Origin of the sequence: uncultured Stenotrophomonas sp., from assembly GCF_963519125.1 — a bacterium.
GTDB lineage: Bacteria > Pseudomonadota > Gammaproteobacteria > Xanthomonadales > Xanthomonadaceae > Stenotrophomonas.
Genome location: NZ_CAUQLJ010000011.1, coordinates 118918 through 135869, shown reverse-complemented (window position 1 = coordinate 135869; position 16952 = coordinate 118918). Strand labels below are relative to the sequence as shown.

The window sequence follows — 16952 nt, the reverse complement described above, 5'->3', positions numbered from 1 at the left end:
TGTAGTGACCGTGCCGATTGCGTCACCGTGATTCACGGCATCTATCGTTTTTGCGATTAAGGTAGACAGCGTCGCTTGGACAGGAGCGCGTGGCTTCGATTTCATCGGGCACGCCTTTCCATCGAGCCGCCCATGCCTACTTCCGCTGCCGAGCACCGGCACACCACCGGTCGCCACCACGCCGGCCGCCCTGTTTTCGCGCCCACGCCGCAACCGCTGGATACCCGTGCGATCCGCCGGGTGGAAACGCCCATACAGGCGCTGGCCGCAGTGCTGTCGATCACCAATGCGACTGGCGTGCCGACGACCACGGCAAGGCCTGCGACGCTGCCAGCGACCTGCGTTCCCGTACCTCCGGCACCCGGCATCCCGGGCGCGCTGCACAACGTGGCGGGACTGCTGCGCAGCCCGGTAACCGAGCTGTTCACCGACGCCCGCAATGCCTGGGAGCGGCACGAAGGCGTGCGCTGCGCGCCGCCGGTGAGCCCTGGCGTGCGCGCGCTGCTGCAGCTGGGCGATGCGGCTGTCACGATCGTAGAAGCGGCCGGCATCGGCGCCCGCGGCGTGTTCGCCCTTCAGTCTGTGGGAGAAGCGCTCGACCTGACCGCAGATGCGCTTGAACACAAGCCACTGGGCCGCGCCGAGGTGACCGACGCCGCACTGGCTCTCGCCGGCGCCAAAGGACTGGTAGAGCCGGGCCCTGCCCCGCTGGAGTCAGACCCACCCGCCCAACCCCGCCCCGCGCGCCGCCCCACCAGCGCCATCCGCCAGACCAGCGCCGAGCTGCACGATGGACGCATCCTGGTGCCGTTCGAAGGCCGCGAGCGCGCGCTGGGGATCAGTGAAGGGCGCCTGCAGGTGCTGGGTGACAGCGGCTATATCGACGTTGAATACGACAACAGCGACTGGACCTGGAAGCGCGCCGCGCCGTTGCAGGGCGCATCCTCCCGCGTTGCCCGCATGGACAGTTCCGTTCCGCTGTTCGATACAGTCGCAGCGCAGGTGAAAGCGCAGAAGCCACTGGATCGCGCTACGCTGCGCCTGGACCTGCTCGGCCCGGACGGCATCCTGTACTACCACGATGCGGTCAGCGGGCGCGCCGGCAATGCCGTCTGCGTGGATGGCCACTACTACGCCGCCACGCCCGGTGAGGCATTGTCGCTGCGCATCGGCACCCTGGAGCTGGTCAAGCGCGACGGCGTCTACCAGCTCCGTGAAAAGGCGCCCACGCGGCTGCGCACGCTCCGCTGTCCACGCGCACCCGGTGACGCCTGCGCGGTGCTGGCACCGGAATTTTCGACGGAGTTGTCCGGCACGCTGGAATCGCACTACGCACGCGCGCTCGATGCGAAGCAGGCCAGGGCGCGCGGACTCCAGGCCGACGTAGGCCGGCCTGGCTGGTACATCAGCCTGAAGGGCGGCCGCCTCCGCCATTTCATGCGCTACCGGGAGCGCTACTTCCGCGTGCGCATCCGCGACGTCGACGAGCACACCCGGCGCATCTCGGTGTACCTGCCGCGTGGCACCGGCGCCGCGCGCCTGCATCGGCGTGGCCAGCCCGCGCATCACATCGTCGATATCCGCCAGGCCATTCCCCAGGAGGAACAGCGCTTCATGACCCAGGCCGAGTTCAACGTGGAGTACCGCGGCATGCCCAGCCTGGAGGCCGCACAGGTGTATGAAAGCGCCGTGGCCCACAACGAGCGCTTGCGGCTGAGCCAGCTGCAGCGTGCTGCGATCCGCAGTTACCTGACCTGGCGTCGGCGTTCGATGGACGACTTCCTGCAATACGGCAGCCTGCAGCCGGTGTTCCGGGATTCCGAGGAAGTCGTGGCGCGGATCAATCGCGGCCTGGCGCGCATTCCGCCCCACGCCGGTCGCGTGTACGCCGCGCTGGCGCTCGACGCCGCGCAGCTGGCCGGCCTGGAGGAAGGCCAGGTCGTATACAGCCGCACCTTCCTGGTGGCCAGTGGCGACCGCGGGCGCGCGATCGGTGCGGTGGCAGGCGCTGCCGATGGCCTGCAGGGCGCTTCAACGGTAGTGACCCTGCAGGTGCAGAAGCATGCGCACCCCACCGGTCTGCTCTCGCTGCAGGACGAAGCGCAGGTGATGATCGGAAACAACGTGCTGTTCAAGGTCGCCGGCAAGGCGCCGGGCGAACTGCAGCTGGAGGAACTGGGCGTCGCCCGCCAGGCGCTGGGCACGCTCGGCGCGCAGCCGCTGCTGGCAACCCCGTTAAGGGACTGACCCTGAAACGCGTAGAGCCGGGCGCTGCCCGGCTCCACGCAATCCAGCAACCCACCTCGATCAGGTCAGCGCGATCGACTTGTTCTTGCGCTCGGCCAGTCGCTTTTCCAGGTAGTGGATGTTCTGTCCACCGGCCTGGAAGCCCTTGTCGCGCATGATGCGCTGCTGCAGGGCCACGTTGGTCTTGATGCCGTCCACCACCATCTCGCTCAACGCCACGCGCATGCGCGCAATCGCGGTCTCGCGGTCCGGGCCGTGCACGATCAGCTTGCCGATCATCGAGTCATAGTTCGACGGCACGCGGTAACCGGCATAGATGTGCGTATCCACGCGCACGCCCGGGCCACCCGGCGGGTGGAAGGCGGTGATCTGCCCCGGGCTCGGCACGAAGGTTTCGGCATCTTCGGCATTGATGCGGCACTCGATCGCATGGCCGGTCAGCACGATGTCGCTCTGCTTGATGCTGAGCTTGTGGCCGGCGGCGATGCGCAGCTGCTCCACCACCAGGTCGATACCGGTCACCATTTCGGTCACCGGGTGCTCCACCTGGATGCGGGTGTTCATTTCGATGAAGTAGAAGCGGCCGTCTTCGTACAGGAACTCGAAGGTGCCCGCACCGCGGTAGCCGATGCGTACGCACGCCTCGGTGCACACCCTGCCGATTTCTTCGCGCTGTTCGGCGCTGATGCCCGGTGCAGGCGCTTCTTCCACCACCTTCTGGTGACGGCGCTGCATCGAGCAGTCGCGCTCACCCAGGTGGATGGCGTTGCCCTGGCCGTCGGCCAGCACCTGGATCTCCACGTGGCGCGGATTCTCCAGGAACTTCTCCATGTAGACCTCGCCATTGCCGAACGCGGCCTTGGCCTCGCTCTTGGTGGTTTCGATCGAGGTCTTCAGCGAGGCTTCGGCGTGCACCACGCGCATGCCGCGGCCACCGCCGCCACCGGCTGCCTTGATGATGACCGGGTAGCCGATCTCACGGGCGATCTTGGTGTTGGCGACGATGTCCTCGCCCAGCGGGCCGCCCGAGCCGGGCACGCACGGCACGCCGGCGGACTTCATCGCGCGGATGGCTTCGACCTTGTCACCCATCATGCGGATGGTGTCGGCCTTGGGGCCGATGAAAATGAAGCCGGACTCTTCCACGCGTTCGGCGAAGTCGGCGTTCTCCGACAGGAAACCGTAGCCCGGGTGGATGGCCTGGGCGTCGGTGACTTCCGCCGCAGCGATCAGTGCCGGGATGTTGAGGTAGCTCTGCGGCGACGGCGCCGGGCCGATGCAGACCGACTCGTCGGCCATGGCCACGTGCTTGAGGTTGCGGTCGACCGTGGAGTGCACGGCCACCGTGCGGATGCCGAGGGTGTGGCACGCGCGCAGGATGCGCAGCGCGATTTCCCCTCGGTTGGCGATGACGACTTTGTCGAGCATGGCGTGCCCCTCAGCCGATCACGAACAACGGCTGGTCGAATTCCACCGGCTGGCCGTTCTCGCCGAGGATGGCGACGATGGTGCCGGACTTGTCGGCTTCGATCGGGTTGAACATCTTCATCGCTTCGATGATGGCCAGAGTCTCGCCTTCCTTGACCTGCTGGCCAACGCTGACGAAGGCCGGCTTGTCCGGGGCGGACGACGCGTAGAAGGTGCCGACCATCGGCGAGCGCAGCACGTGGCCTTCCGGCAGCGCCGGGCCCGGCTTGGCGGTGCCGCCGGTGGAGGCTTCGGTCGGCGACTGCATCGGCATGGCCGGTGCGGCGGCCTGGGCCGGCGCGGGTGCCATCACCATCTGCGGCGCCTGCACCATGCCGTAGCCGGAGACCGGGGCGCGCGACAGGCGGACGGATTCTTCGCCTTCCTTGATTTCGATTTCGGCAAGGTTCGACTCTTCCAGCAGGTCGATCAGCTTCTTGATTTTGCGGAGATCCATAGGGGCCTCTTGTTTTTGATGTCAGTGTGGTGGGAAGCGCGTTGCGCTCGGGTCAATTCAATGGGGTTCAGGCCGCTGCCAGCCGGGCCAGGGCCGCATCCATGGCATAACGGTAGCTGTCGGCACCGAAGCCGCAGATGACGCCGACCGCCTTGTCGCTGAAATAGCTGTGCTGGCGGAACGGTTCGCGGGCATGCGGGTTGGACAGGTGGATCTCGATGAACGGCACATCCACCGCCGCCAGCGCGTCGCGCAGTGCCACCGAGGTGTGGGTGAACGCGGCCGGATTGATCAGGATGAAGGTGGTACCGTCGGTACGGGCGGCCTGCACCCGGTCCACCAGCACGTGCTCGGCGTTGGACTGCAGGCTGTCCAGTGCGTGCCCGGCGGCCTGCGCCTGCGCCAGCAGTGCCTGGTCGATCTGCGCCAGCGTGGTGTGCCCATAGACCCCCGGCTCGCGCGTACCGAGCAGGTTGAGGTTGGGGCCATGCAGGACCAGCAGTTTCGCCATGGGTGCCACGTAACAGGAAAGGGCGGAGTCTGGCGGAACCGGTGGATCGTGTCCAGTTCGGCGAAGTTACGCGCGTTTCAATCGTTTGTTTGAAATATGGGCATCGGGTATGGCTGGTTTCAGGTTACGGCGGCCGCAACCTTCATGCGAGAGGGCTTCTCGATGCCACTCACAGCCTCCCTTGATCGCTGGACTGGCCAGATGGCGCACGCTAAGGTCGGCGCAAACCTGGGAGAACGGCGATGCGAAGGACTGCAGTTCTGTTGGTGTGCCTTCTGGTTGCAGGGGCAGCGGGCGCGGTGCCTCCGGCAGCCGTTGAGCTGCTCAAGTCCACGCCGCCTACCTGCGTGGCCGAGCGCTTCGGACGCGTCACGGTCAAGCTCGGTTCCAAGGAGCCCAATACGCGCACCGGAATGGCCCCGTCGCCGGTGAACTACCGCAGGGCGTTCGCCAAGCTTCAGAAGGAAGCTGCCGAGCGCGGCGGGCATGCGGTGGTGCTGCGCGGACATGAAGCCCATTTCTATGCAAAGACCGCCCGCCCCCCGCGGGAACCCACGTTCGTCCAGTTGAGTGGCGACGTAGTGAACCTCAAGCCGGATCTGACCGGGTGCCGGCTCGTTGCGCTGGACACGGATCAGTTCGCACAGGACGTCCTGGAGCGGGAGGGTGAGAAGGTGACGCTGCACACCACGTCGGTCTACTGAGCTTCTCGCCCAGCTCAAGCAACGCTGTCTGCTTCACCAGCTCAGGCAGCGAGCGCGCGCCCATCTTGCGCATCGCCTTGCCGCGATGCGCCTTGACCGTGATCTCGCTGATATCCAACGCCGCCGCAATCTGTTTGTTCAGGCGTCCGCGCACCACCAGACCGAGCACGTCCCGCTCGCGAGGAGTCAGCGACGCATAGGCGTCCCGCAGCGCCTGCACCGACGCCTGGCCCTGCAGCGCTGCCTCGCTGGACGCCAGCGCTTCTGAAATGGCGCTCAACAGTGCATCGTCGTCGAACGGCTTGGTCAGGAACTCGACGGCCCCGGCACGCATGGCGCGCACGGTCAACGGGATGTCGCCATGGCCGGTAATGAAGATGATCGGCAGGTCGGGTCGCTCCTGCCCCAGCGAGGTCTGCAGGTCCAGTCCATTCAGATCCGGAAGGTGGACATCCAGCACCAGGCAGGCGGGCACCTGCGGACGTGGCTGTTCGAGGAAGGCCGTGGCCGAACTGAACAACCGGGGTTGCCAGCCGGCATGCTCGATCAGCAGTTCGAGGGACTCGCGCACCGAGACATCGTCATCGACCACGAACACGAGGGCGGAAGCGTGTGGCATGGGGCGTTCTCCGGGAACGGGGCCGTCGCTCAGGGCTGCGGCAGCGCGGCGTTGAGCGCCCGCAGCAGCTCAGCTTCGCTGAACGGTTTGGCCAGGCAGTCCACAGCACCCTGCTCGACCAGGCGCGGACGCTCGCTGGCCGACCCGTGTGCGGTGATGAAGATCAGCGGTATCGCATAGTGGCGTCGGCGCAGTTCCTGCATCAGTTCGGGCCCGCTCATGCCAGGCATCGCAATGTCCAGGATGAGGCAGCGGGTGCTGTCGATCTCCGCAGAGGCGAGGAATTCGGCGGCCGAGGAAAACGCCGCCACGGCGAAACCCAGCTCACGCAGCAGGTCGGGCAGGGACTCGCGCACCGACTCGTCGTCATCCACCACCGACACCAGCAGATCCGTGCTCATGCGCGTGCCTCTGCGCGTGGCAGGGTGAACGCGAACATGGCACCGCCCGCGTCGGAGGCTTCCACCCACAGCGCGCCACCGTGGCTGTCGATGATCGAGCGGCTTACCGAAAGGCCGACGCCCATGCCGGTGCGCTTGGTCGAGTGGAAGGCCTGGAAGATCCGTTCCACGTCCTGCGGGTCGACACCAGTGCCCGAGTCGCCCACTGACAGGCGTACGTTCCCGGTCCCCTCGGTGGACGTGCCCACCCACAGCCGTTTCGGCCGGTCGTCGAGCGCGGACATGGCTTCCAAGGCGTTGAGGAGCAGATTGAGGATGACCTGCTGGACCTGGACGCGGTCGGCCCATGCCCGGGGCAACCGTTCGGCCAGGTCCAGGTGCACGCAGACATCGGCGCGGTCCAGTTCGGCCGAAGCCAACGCCAGCACTTCGCGGGCTGCTTCGTTGAGGTCCAGCGGCTCGGCGCTGGCCTCGGTCCTGGCAAACAGCGCACGCAGGCGCTTGACCACGTCCGACGCGCGGTTGCCGTCGCGCAGGGTGCGACGCACCGTCTCGCGGGCGCCTGCCAGGTTCGGTGGTTCCGTATTCAACATTCGCATGCAGGTATTGGCGTTGGTGATGATGCCGGACAACGGCTGGTTGACCTCGTGTGCGATGGAAGCGGTCAATGCGCCCAGGCTTGCCACCCGTGCAACATGGGCCAGCTCCGAGCGGACCCGGGCCAGCGAAAGTTCGGCCTGCTTGCGATCCTCGATGTCGGTGTTCTGGCCGTACCAGCGCAGCACGCGCCCGGTGTCGTCGAGCAGCGGCACGGCGCGGATCAGGAACCAGCGGTAGCTGTCGTCGGCGCCGCGCAGCCTGGCTTCGAAACTGCCCGGCTGGCCGGATGCAAGCAGGCCTTGCCAGTACGCGCCCAGCGGCGTGGCGTCGGCGGGATGGATGCGTGACGTCCAGCCGCTGCCAAGCGCGTCCTCGAGCTGCATGCCGGTGTAGTCGAACCAGCGCTGGTTGAGGAATTCCACGCTGCCGTCGGGCGCGGCCTGCCAGACGAAACCCGGTACCGTGTCGATCAGGGCGCGCAGGCGCAGCTTGGACGCGGCCAGCTCCGCCAGTGTCTGCGCCAGCAGCGCTTCTCCCTGCTTGCGGTCATCGATGTCCACGTCCAGGAAGCACCAGCGCAGGATGACGCCTGCCGCGTCTTTGACCGGTTGGCCCCGCACGTGGAACCAGCGGTATGCCCCGTCGGCGCGCCGCACGCGGTATTCCATCTCGAACCGGTCACCGGTTGCCACGCAGTGCGCCCACCGTTCGATGGCCTGCGGCAGGTCGTCCGGATGGATCAGCTGTGCGGTTTTCCAGGCGCGCTGTTCTTCCACGCTGGCGCCACGGAATGCCACGGCCTGCTGGTTGGCGTACTCCACCTGGCCGTCGGGCGTCATCAGTAGGACCGAGGCCGGCATGGCGTCGGCCAATGCACGGAAGGTGGCGATCGTGGGGTCTTCCGGACCGCCGCTGGGTTCTGTCTCAACCATGGGCTCTTTCCAGCGATCGTCAGCGGTAGATGGTGCGCGCCGCTGCGGCGTGTTTCAACCATACCTTGGTGTCGATCCGCGTCCGGCTCATACCTAGGTATCGACCGATACCTTGGTTCAAGTGCGCAGCGGATGAGCGCCTGCTGATATGCGCCCACAGCGACGCTTCCGTCGTGCGGAGTCCTCCCATGTCTTCCACCGCTTCCTGTACACACCGCACTGCCGCCTGCCTGCGCCTGGTCGCAGTACTCGGTTTCGCCGTCGCGTGCCCACTGTCGCCCGCCCTTGCCACGCCGGCGTCGCCGAACTCGCCCGACACGGCCATTCGCCCCTATCACGTGCACGTTCCCGAGTCGGAACTGGTCGAGCTTCGCAGGCGTATCGCACAGACCCGTTGGCCCGACCGGGAAACCGTTACCGACACGTCCCAAGGGGTGCAGCTGGCCGCCCTGCAGGACCTGCTGGGGTACTGGGGCAGCGGCTATGACTGGCGCCGGGTGGAGAAGCGGCTCAACAGCCTGCCGCAGTACATCACCACCATCGACGGGGTGGACATCCAGTTCATCCACGTGCGCTCCCGCGAGCCGAACGCGATGCCGCTGGTGCTCACCCACGGCTGGCCGGGATCGCCGCTGGAGTTCATCAATGCGATCGGGCCTTTGACCGATCCGGTAGCCCATGGCGGTCGCGCCGAAGACGCCTTCGACGTGGTGATTCCGTCCATACCCGGCTACGGCTTTTCGGGCCAGCCAACGGCGCCGGGTTGGAATCCGGATCGGGTGGCGCGGGCCTGGGACGTGCTGATGAAGCGGCTGGGCTACACCCATTACGTATCCCAGGGGGGCGACCACGGGTCGGTCATCTCCGACGCCCTGGCGCGCCAGGCGCCGCAGGGTCTGCTGGGCATCCACCTCAACATGCCGGCCACCATCCCGGCCGAGCTGGTGGACGGCATCAACGCCGGCCGCGCTGCGCCGGCCGCACTGGGCGAAAGCGAGCGCGCGGCGTATGACCAGCTGAGCACGTTCTTCGGCCGTAACGCCGCCTACGGCGCGATGATGGTGACCCGCCCGCAGACGGTGGGCTATGCGCTGACCGACTCTCCGGCAGGCATGGCGGCGTGGCTGTACGAAAAGATCGCGGCGTGGACCGACAGCAACGGTCACCCTGAAACCGTGCTGGGACGCGATGCCATCCTCGACGACCTGACCCTGTACTGGGTCACCCGTACCGGCGCGTCGTCGTCGCGGTTCTACTGGGAAAACAACAACAACAACTTCAGCGCCGCCGCGCAGAAGACCGCCAGCATCCACGTGCCGGTCGCGGTGACGGTCTTCCCCGGCGAGATCTATCGCGCACCGGAAAGCTGGACGCGCCAGGCTTACCCCTCGCTCTATTACTTCCACAAAGCCGGCAAGGGCGGCCATTTTGCCGCCTGGGAACAACCTCAGCTGTTTGCCGAAGAGCTGCGCAGCGCCTTTGCGCCGTTGCGCGAAACCCGTCCGTGAACTCACCACAGCCAACTTTTCTGGAGACGACGATGAACGTTTCGATGACCCGTGCCACTCCCTTGCCCCACCGCGTCAGCGTGCTTGGCGCTTCCCTCCTGGCGTGCCTGTTCCAGTTAGGCCTGGCCGGTAGTGTCGCTGCACGACCTGCGTCCTCCGCGCCCGCCGCAGCGACGACGCCGCAAAGCGCACTCGGCGCGCTGAAGCACGTGCGCGCCGGCGTGCTGGACGTGGCGTATGCCGAACTCGGTCCCGCCAAGGGACCGGTGGTGATCCTGCTGCACGGCTGGCCCTACGACATCCACAGCTACGACGACGTGGCACCGATGCTGGCGGCCAAGGGCTACCGTGTGCTGGTGCCGTTCGCACGCGGCTATGGCGATACCCGCTTCCTCTCCAGCGACACCCCGCGCAACGCCGAGCCTGCCGCGCTGGCCCAGGACGTGATCGACTTCATGGACGCGCTGGGCATCAAGCGTGCCGGGCTCGCCGGATTCGACTGGGGTGCGCGCTCGGCCAACATCGTCGCCGCGCTGTGGCCCGAGCGCGTGCGTTCGCTGGTATCGGTCAGCGGCTACCTGATCAGCAGCCAGGCGGCAGGCAGTGCGCCGTTGCCGCCGAAGGCAGAGCTGCAGTGGTGGTACCAGTTCTACTTCGCCACCGACCGCGGCCGCGACGGCTATGACAAGAACCGCCACGACTTCGCCCGCCTGATCTGGCAGCTGGCCTCGCCACAATGGACGTTCGACGACGCAACCTTCGCGCGCAGCGCGGCGGCGCTGGACAACCCCGACCAGGTAGCCATTGCCATCCACAATTACCGCTGGCGCCTGGGCCTGGCCGAAGGCGAGGCGAAGTACGCGCCGCTTGAGCAGCGCCTGGCCAGCCTTCCCAGCATCGGCGTGCCGACCATCACCATGGAAGGCGATGCCAATGGCGCGCCGCACCCGACCGCCGAGAGCTACGCCAAGCGCTTTACCGGCAAGTACGAATACCGGTTGATCACCGGCGGCATCGGTCACAACCTGCCGCAGGAAAGTCCGCAGGCGTTCGCGCAGGCGGTGATCGACGTCGACCACCTGTAGGCGCGGGAGATACCGATGAAGATCGCCCGGATTGCACTGTTCGTGCTGGTCTGCGCCCTGATCGTGCTCGGCACCGTGTTCATCGCACGCGGCGCGCCTGCTGCCAAGCCGTCATCGCCGATCTACGGCGTAACCCCGCCTGACAACTACCGGCGCTGGCAGCTGGTGGGCGTGGCGCAGGAGGCCGCACCGTTGAACGAGTTGCGCGCTGTACTCGGCAATGAAATTGCCGTACGTGCCTATCGGGAGGGCAGGTTGCCCTTTCCCGACGGCACCGTGCTGGTGAAGCTCGCCTGGAAGGATGTGCCGTCGAGCGAATTCGCCCCTGCTTCGGTACCCGGCGCGGCGACCACCGTGCAGGTCATGGTCAAGGACTCGAAGAAGTACGCCGCCTCCGGCGGCTGGGGCTATGGCCGCTTCATCGACGGGCAGCCGGCCGACCGCACCCAGCACGACACCTGCCTGGCCTGCCATCAATCGCGGGTCAAGGACCACGATCTTGTTTTCACCCGTTGGGCGCCGTGACAGGCCCCACCCCCCACTCTCCCTGAGGAACGCCCCCATGATTACGCGCAGACACAGTTCACGTTCGACCGCCGGCACGCTGATGCTGCTGGCGTTGTCGCTGGCCACCCCGCTGGAAGGCTTCGCTGCGCCTGCCACACCGGCCAAACCCACGGTGGTGCTGGTACACGGTGCCTTTGCCGACGGTTCCAGCTGGAACGGCGTCATTGATCGGCTGCATGCCGATGGCTACCGGGTGGTGGCAGCGCCAAACGAACTGCGCAGCGTGCGCACCGACGCGGCGGAAGTCGGCAGCCTGCTCCGCAGCATCCCCGGGCCGGTGGTGCTGGTTGGCCATTCCTACGCGGGCTCGGTGATCAGCGCGGCGGCCGATGGGCTGTCCAACGTCAAGGCGCTGGTGTTCGTCGCCGCGTTCGCACCGGCGGTGGGCGAGACCGCAGCGCAGCTGTCCGGCAAGTTCCCTGGCAGCAGCCTGGGCGCCACGCTGGCACCGCCGGTGGCCCTGGTGGACGGCGGCAAGGACCTCTACATCCAGCAGGACAAGTTCCATGCGCAGTTCGCCGCAGACGTTCCGGCAGCGCAGGCGCGCTTGATGGCGGCCACCCAGCGGCCGATCACCGAGGCGGCGTTGAACGAAGCCAGCCCGGCGTCGGCGTGGAAAACGCTGCCCAGCTGGTTCGTGTACGGCGACGCCGACCTCAACATCCCCGCCGCTGCGCAGGCCTTCATGGCCGAACGCGCGCATGCGCGCGAAACCGTGGTGATCAAGGGTGCCTCGCACGTGGTCATGGTGTCCCACCCTGACGCCGTGGTGGCGTTGATCGAGAAGGCGGCGCAGGGAGAACGTCCATGACGCAACGATGGCTCATCACTGGCGCGTCGCGCGGCATTGGACGCGCGTTGGCGGAGGCGGTGCTGGACGCGGGGCACCGGCTGGTCGCCACTGCCCGCGATCCGGCCCGACTCGACGATCTGGTGCAGCGACATGGCAGCGCGATACGCACCTTCGCGCTGGACGTCACCGACCCGGCCCAGGCAGAGCAGGCAGTGGCGCTGGCGGAGGCATCATTTGGCGGGCTGGATGTACTGGTCAACAACGCCGGCTACGGCGATGTGAATTCGGTGGAGGACGCCAGCCTGGCCGAGTTCCGCGAGCAGATCGAAACCAACCTGTTCGGCACCATCATCATGACCAAGGCGGTCATCCCGATCATGCGCGGGCAGGGCAGTGGCCACATCATCCAGTTCTCCTCGGTCGGCGGCCGCATCGGTGCGCCCGGGCGCGCGGCATACTCTGCCGCCAAGTGGGGTATCGAAGGCTTTTCCGAGTCGCTTGCCAGGGAGATGGCGTTGATCGGGGTGCAGGTGACCGTTGTCGAGCCCGGCGGCTTCCGTACCGACTTCGCCGGTTCATCTACCACCTTGCATGAGGGCCGCCGCGAGTACGACGCCGTAGTGGGCGCCACCGCACGTGCGCAGCGCGGCTACGACGGCCGCCAGCCCGGCGACCCGGCGCGCGCAGCCGCTGCGCTGCTGAAGCTCGCAGCACTGGAGCGGCCGCCGCTGCGCCTGGCTCTGGGAAGTGACGCGCTGGAGATCATCGCCAACGCGGACCGCGACAGGCTGCGGGAGCTGGAGCAGTGGCGGGTGCTCAGTGCTTCGACGGATTACCCACCGACAGAGTGAATGCCAATCATGTGCCGATGTGATGAGGAACACGCCTGCGGGTAAACTGAGCGTATCCACGGGCGGCGCTGCAGAGGAATACATGAACGCTGTCATTTACCACAACCCCAAATGCAGCAACTCGCGCAACGCGCTTGCGCTGATCCGGCAGGCCGGCATTGAACCGGACGTGGTGGAATACCTGCGCGATCCGCCAAGCCGGGCGCGGCTTGCCGAACTGATCGAGGCGGCCGGGCTGCGCGTACGCGATGCGATCCGGACCAAGGAAGCGCCCTATGCGGTGTTGGGCCTGGCCGACGCCGGCCTTGGCGATGAGGCGCTGCTCGACGCAATGGTCGCCAACCCGATCCTGATCCAGCGGCCGCTGGTACAGACCACACTGGGTACCCGCATGGCGCGGCCGGCCGACGTGGTACTGGAGATTCTTCCGTCGGTGAAGTAATCAGGCTGCAGGCGAAGCGAGATCCACGCCGCTGATGATCTGCTCGACGCGGAACAGCAGGTCGTCGATGTTGAACGGCTTGCCTATGAACGGTACGTCCTGGTGCGCCTTTGGAATGGCCTGGAAGTAGATGGCCGACGCGAACAGGTAGGGTGTCCCCTGCGCCGCCAGCCGGTCCGCTACCGGGAAAATAGCGCCGTCGCGCAGTTCGACATCGAGTACTGCAGCGTCGAAATGCTGGTAGGCCATGGCGGCAATCGCATCGGTCACCGAGTAGGCCGGAACGGCGGTATAACCTGCTGCGGTCAGTACTTCGATGAAGAGGCGTGACAGTTCTATTTCATCTTCGACCACCAGCACGGTAGCGCCGGTGGGTGAAACGGCAAAGCTGTTCATGTTCTCTGCGCGGAATGAAGGCAGTTTCACTATACCTCCGCGCATGTCAACGCCGGGGCAAGCGCTCTTGCCCCGACCTTCATCGCATCTGGCACAAACCATCAACCGTTCTGCTTGCCGGCCGCTTTCAACAGCACATTGGCCGCTTCTTCAGACGAAGCGGGGTTCTGACCGGTGATCAGCAGTCCATCGCGCACCACGTGCGAGGCCCAGTCCGGACCCTTCGAGTAATCGCCACCCAGCGACGTGAGCGTATCTTCCACCAGGAACGGCACCACGTCGGTCAGGCCAACGCCCGCTTCTTCGGAATTGGTGAAGCCGGTGACCTTCTTGCCCTTTACCAGCGGGTTGCCATCGGTCGCTTTCACGTGGCGAAGTACGCCCGGCGCATGGCAGACCAAGCCAACCGGCTTCCCGGCGCCGATGAAGGATTCGATCAACGCAATGGAAGTGCGGTCTTCGGCCAGGTCCCACAATGGACCGTGGCCTCCGGGGTAGAACACCGTGTCGAAGTCATCCTGCGAGACACTGTCCAGGCGGACCGTGTTCGCCAGCCTGGCGGTCGCCTCTGCGTCGGCCTCGAAGCGGCGCGTGGACGCCGTCTGTGCGTCGGGCTCACTGCTCTTGGGATCGAGCGGTGGCTGGCCGCCCTTGGGAGAGGCCAGGGTGATGCTCGCGCCGGCGTCCAGGAAGGCGTAGTAGGGCGCGGCGAGTTCTTCAAGCCAGAAGCCGGTCTTCTTGCCCGTGGTGCCAAGTTCGTCGTGCGAGGTCAGGACGATCAGTACGTTCATGGGGTGGCTTCCTGTGGGAGAGGGGGTGTTGGAGCGCTCCCCCAGTGTGGCCAGGAGGCAGTAAAAGTACGGTGTTGAAGCTGCATGGCCATTGTTAGGCTGCGGCCATCCCTGAACGGAGATGCCGCTGTGAGCGCTGCCCCCCTTCGAAGCAGTCACGTTGTTCTTCTCTCGACCGCGCTGGCCGTCGTCGCAGCCGTATCGGGCTGCAAGCGCGAGCCGGAGGCGGCGGCGCCGGTCGCCGCAGAGACCCCTGCGCCAGCGCCTGTCCCCTCCGCCACCGCCCCCACGCCGGCCCCGGCCGCCACGCCGCAGCCCGGCAGCGTGCCGGTGACCGCCGACAACTTCGTCCGCGCCGAATCCGACCGGTATTTCGGGTCGCTGGTGAAGCAGGGCGGGTTGGGCAAGCTGTTCCATCATCGCGAGCCCGCGCCGATCGATGCGCAGGACGTGGTGCGCCTGAATCGCGACACGCTGTACTCCAGTGGCGTATTCGATCTCGACGCGGGACCGGTCACCATCACCCTTCCCGACGCAGGTGGGCGCTTCATGTCGATGCAGGTGATCGACGAGGACCAGTACACCACCCAGGTCAACTACAAGCCGGGCGCCTACACGCTGAGCCGTGGCAAGGACGGCACCCGCTACGTGGTGGTGGGCATACGCACGCTGGTCGATCCCACCAAGCCGGACGACGTAGCGCAGGTACATGCGCTGCAGGATGCGATCAAGGTGCAGCAGGCCGCGCCGGGGAGCTTCGACGTGCCGCAATGGGACACCGTGAGCCAGGACAAGGTGCGCGACGCGCTGCTGACGCTGGCAGCGACCCTGCCCGATACCCGACGCATGTTCGGCACCCGTGAGACCGTGGACCCGGTCCGCCGCGTGATTGGTGCGGCGTCGGGATGGGGCGGCAATCCGGATGCCGATGCGCTGTACCTCAACGTCACACCCGCCAACAACGACGGCAAGACCGTGTACCGCCTGCACGTGGCCGACGTACCGGTGGACGGGTTCTGGTCGGTGAGCCTGAACAACGCCAAGGGCTACTACGAGAAGAATGCGCAGGACGCCTACACGCTCAACAACCTTACCGCGAAGAAGAACGCGGACGATTCGGTCGACATCCAGTTCGGTGGCTGCGACGGCCAGGTACCCAATTGCCTGCCGACCATGGCGGGCTGGAATTACCTGGTGCGTCTGTACCGGCCTCGCGCGGAGATTCTGGACGGGCGCTGGACCTTCCCGGAGGCGGTTGCCGTACAGTAAGCGCACGCTGCGCCGCTGCGTGCGCGCCGTTTACGCAGGGTCTGCGATGCTGGGGGCATGAACCCGCCCACGCCTCCCGATACGAACGCCTCAGCCGTTCCGAAACCACGCCCGCGTTCGCGGGCGTTCACCCTGCGTCGATGGCTGGCCTGGCTGGTGGTTCCCTGCCTGCTTGGCCTCGCGGTGCTCGCGTTCTGGAACAGTGAATGGTTGAGGGCACCGCGCGCCATGTGGGAGCTGTCGCGCATGCCGGCGCCCACGTCGCTGCCGGTACCCGTCGACGGTGTGGCGGCGCGCCGCATCGCCGACACGTATGGCGCGCCGCGCGGGCGCGACCGCACCCATGCCGGCGTGGACATCTTTGCCAAACGTGGCACGCCGGTGCGCAGCGCGGGGCCTGGCGTGGTGGTGGCCGTGCGCGATAGTGGGCTGGGCGGACGCCAGGTCTGGGTAGTTGGGCCTGCGCGTGAGCGCTACTACTACGCACATCTGGAAGACTGGCGCGAAGGATTGGCCGAAGGCGACGTACTGGCCGAGGGCGACGTGCTGGGCTACGTGGGAGACAGCGGCAATGCGGCCGGTACGCCGCCGCACCTGCACTGGGGCATCTATGGCAGCAACGGGGCTTACGATCCCCTACCGCTGCTGCGCGCGCACGCCACCCGCGAGTCGCGCGCCTCAACCCCGCCCTGATACGGGCCCGGACACGTGCGCATGGCCGCGCACGTGCCACCGCCACGGGAACTCCACCGCGCGACGGATGCCGATGCGCGGCCCGGCCACCGGGTGCTCCGGCGGCGGCATGCCGTCGGAGACGATGCGGATGCCGCGATCATTCCTGACCAGGTCGGCGCCATCCAGCGCCTTGTCGATGCCCATCGCCTGCGACAGCCGCCCCGGACCGCTGGCGAGCTCGCGGTCGCGGCGAATCGCCGGGCGCGCCCCGCGGATGAGGTCCAGTCCGTGCACCGGCTCCAGCGCCCGCAGCAGCACGCCCCAGCCTTGACCGACCTCACCGCAGACCGCGTTGCTGCCCCAGTGCATGCCGTAGGTGAAATACACATACAGGTGCCCGCACTCGCCGAACATGCTGGCGGTGCGTGCGGTCATGCCACGGAACGAGTGCGCGGCCGGATCCTGGTCGCCGGCGTAGGCCTCCACTTCCACGATGCGCCCGGCGCGGCCGTCGTCACGGACCAGCAGCTTGTTGAGCAGCTCCGGCGCCACCTCGGTCGGGTGGCGCCGGTAGAAACGGCGAGGCAGCGTGCGCCAGCGCGAAGGGGGCAGCAGGTCGGAAGCGGGCATGGCAGGT

18 protein-coding genes are annotated in these 16952 nt (G+C 66.9%); 9 read left to right on the top strand and 9 right to left on the bottom strand.

Going from position 1 to position 16952, the window contains the following annotated elements:
• Window positions 1-132 precede the first annotated feature (132 nt).
• Complete coding sequence (locus RYM47_RS11600) at window positions 133-2247, top strand: hypothetical protein (protein ID WP_315388044.1); 2115 nt, start codon at window positions 133-135, stop codon at window positions 2245-2247.
• Between the two features lie 60 nt (window positions 2248-2307).
• Here the strand turns inward: RYM47_RS11600 and accC are convergent, their stop codons facing one another.
• The 6 genes from accC to RYM47_RS11570 form a co-directional block, all read right to left on the bottom strand.
• The gene (accC, locus tag RYM47_RS11595) at window positions 2308-3675 is read right to left on the bottom strand and encodes an acetyl-CoA carboxylase biotin carboxylase subunit (protein ID WP_315388043.1); all 1368 of its coding nucleotides are present in this window, start codon (window positions 3673-3675) and stop codon (window positions 2308-2310) included.
• A gap of 10 nt (window positions 3676-3685) precedes the next feature.
• Window positions 3686-4171, bottom strand: coding sequence for an acetyl-CoA carboxylase biotin carboxyl carrier protein (accB, locus tag RYM47_RS11590; RefSeq protein ID WP_315388042.1), 486 nt, complete (start codon window positions 4169-4171; stop codon window positions 3686-3688).
• Window positions 4172-4238: 67 nt separating this feature from the next.
• A complete protein-coding gene (gene aroQ / locus RYM47_RS11585) occupies window positions 4239-4682 on the bottom strand; it encodes a type II 3-dehydroquinate dehydratase (RefSeq protein ID WP_315388041.1) in 444 nt (147 codons plus the stop codon).
• A gap of 588 nt (window positions 4683-5270) precedes the next feature.
• Window positions 5271-6005, bottom strand: coding sequence for a response regulator (locus RYM47_RS11580; RefSeq protein WP_315388039.1), 735 nt, complete (start codon window positions 6003-6005; stop codon window positions 5271-5273).
• 29 nt (window positions 6006-6034) lie between these two features.
• A complete protein-coding gene (locus tag RYM47_RS11575) occupies window positions 6035-6406 on the bottom strand; it encodes a response regulator (RefSeq protein ID WP_315388038.1) in 372 nt (123 codons plus the stop codon).
• A complete protein-coding gene (locus tag RYM47_RS11570) occupies window positions 6403-7938 on the bottom strand; it encodes a PAS domain-containing protein (protein WP_315388036.1) in 1536 nt (511 codons plus the stop codon). The genes RYM47_RS11575 and RYM47_RS11570 overlap by 4 nt, the downstream gene beginning before the upstream one ends.
• A 188-nt stretch (window positions 7939-8126) precedes the next feature.
• Between RYM47_RS11570 and RYM47_RS11565 the strand changes: the two genes are divergently transcribed.
• The 6 genes from RYM47_RS11565 (at window position 8127) to arsC (ending at window position 13184) form a co-directional block, all read left to right on the top strand.
• A complete protein-coding gene (locus RYM47_RS11565) occupies window positions 8127-9446 on the top strand; it encodes an epoxide hydrolase (RefSeq protein WP_315388034.1) in 1320 nt (439 codons plus the stop codon).
• Window positions 9447-9478: 32 nt separating this feature from the next.
• Window positions 9479-10531, top strand: coding sequence for an alpha/beta hydrolase (locus RYM47_RS11560; RefSeq protein WP_315388033.1), 1053 nt, complete (start codon window positions 9479-9481; stop codon window positions 10529-10531).
• Window positions 10532-10546: 15 nt separating this feature from the next.
• Window positions 10547-11056 carry a cytochrome P460 family protein gene (locus RYM47_RS11555; protein WP_315388031.1) on the top strand — a complete coding sequence of 170 codons (510 nt, stop codon included), beginning with the start codon at window positions 10547-10549 and terminating at the stop codon, window positions 11054-11056.
• 37 nt (window positions 11057-11093) lie between these two features.
• The gene (locus RYM47_RS11550) at window positions 11094-11909 is read left to right on the top strand and encodes an alpha/beta hydrolase (protein ID WP_315388029.1); all 816 of its coding nucleotides are present in this window, start codon (window positions 11094-11096) and stop codon (window positions 11907-11909) included.
• On the top strand, window positions 11906-12742 hold the full coding sequence (locus RYM47_RS11545; RefSeq protein ID WP_315388028.1) for an oxidoreductase: 837 nt from the start codon (window positions 11906-11908) through the stop codon (window positions 12740-12742). The genes RYM47_RS11550 and RYM47_RS11545 overlap by 4 nt, the downstream gene beginning before the upstream one ends.
• Window positions 12743-12824: 82 nt before the next feature.
• Window positions 12825-13184 carry an arsenate reductase (glutaredoxin) gene (gene arsC / locus RYM47_RS11540; protein WP_315388027.1) on the top strand — a complete coding sequence of 120 codons (360 nt, stop codon included), beginning with the start codon at window positions 12825-12827 and terminating at the stop codon, window positions 13182-13184.
• Here arsC and RYM47_RS11535 read toward each other — a convergent pair whose 3' ends face one another.
• Both RYM47_RS11535 and RYM47_RS11530 read right to left on the bottom strand, forming a co-directional pair.
• Entirely contained in the window at window positions 13185-13610 is a 426-nt protein-coding gene (locus RYM47_RS11535) for a response regulator (RefSeq protein ID WP_315388026.1), read from the bottom strand.
• 71 nt (window positions 13611-13681) lie between these two features.
• Entirely contained in the window at window positions 13682-14371 is a 690-nt protein-coding gene (locus RYM47_RS11530; RefSeq protein WP_315388025.1) for a type 1 glutamine amidotransferase domain-containing protein, read from the bottom strand.
• A gap of 129 nt (window positions 14372-14500) precedes the next feature.
• Here RYM47_RS11530 and RYM47_RS11525 point away from each other — a divergent pair, with 129 nt between their 5' ends.
• Complete coding sequence (locus RYM47_RS11525) at window positions 14501-15640, top strand: DUF1254 domain-containing protein (RefSeq protein ID WP_315388023.1); 1140 nt, start codon at window positions 14501-14503, stop codon at window positions 15638-15640.
• Window positions 15641-15697: 57 nt separating this feature from the next.
• Window positions 15698-16333, top strand: coding sequence for a M23 family metallopeptidase (locus RYM47_RS11520; RefSeq protein ID WP_315388022.1), 636 nt, complete (start codon window positions 15698-15700; stop codon window positions 16331-16333).
• Here the strand turns inward: RYM47_RS11520 and RYM47_RS11515 are convergent.
• The gene (locus tag RYM47_RS11515; protein WP_315388021.1) at window positions 16319-16945 is read right to left on the bottom strand and encodes a DNA-3-methyladenine glycosylase; all 627 of its coding nucleotides are present in this window, start codon (window positions 16943-16945) and stop codon (window positions 16319-16321) included. The two genes, RYM47_RS11520 and RYM47_RS11515, sit on opposite strands and share 15 nt — an antisense overlap.
• Between the last annotated feature and the right edge of the window lie 7 nt (window positions 16946-16952).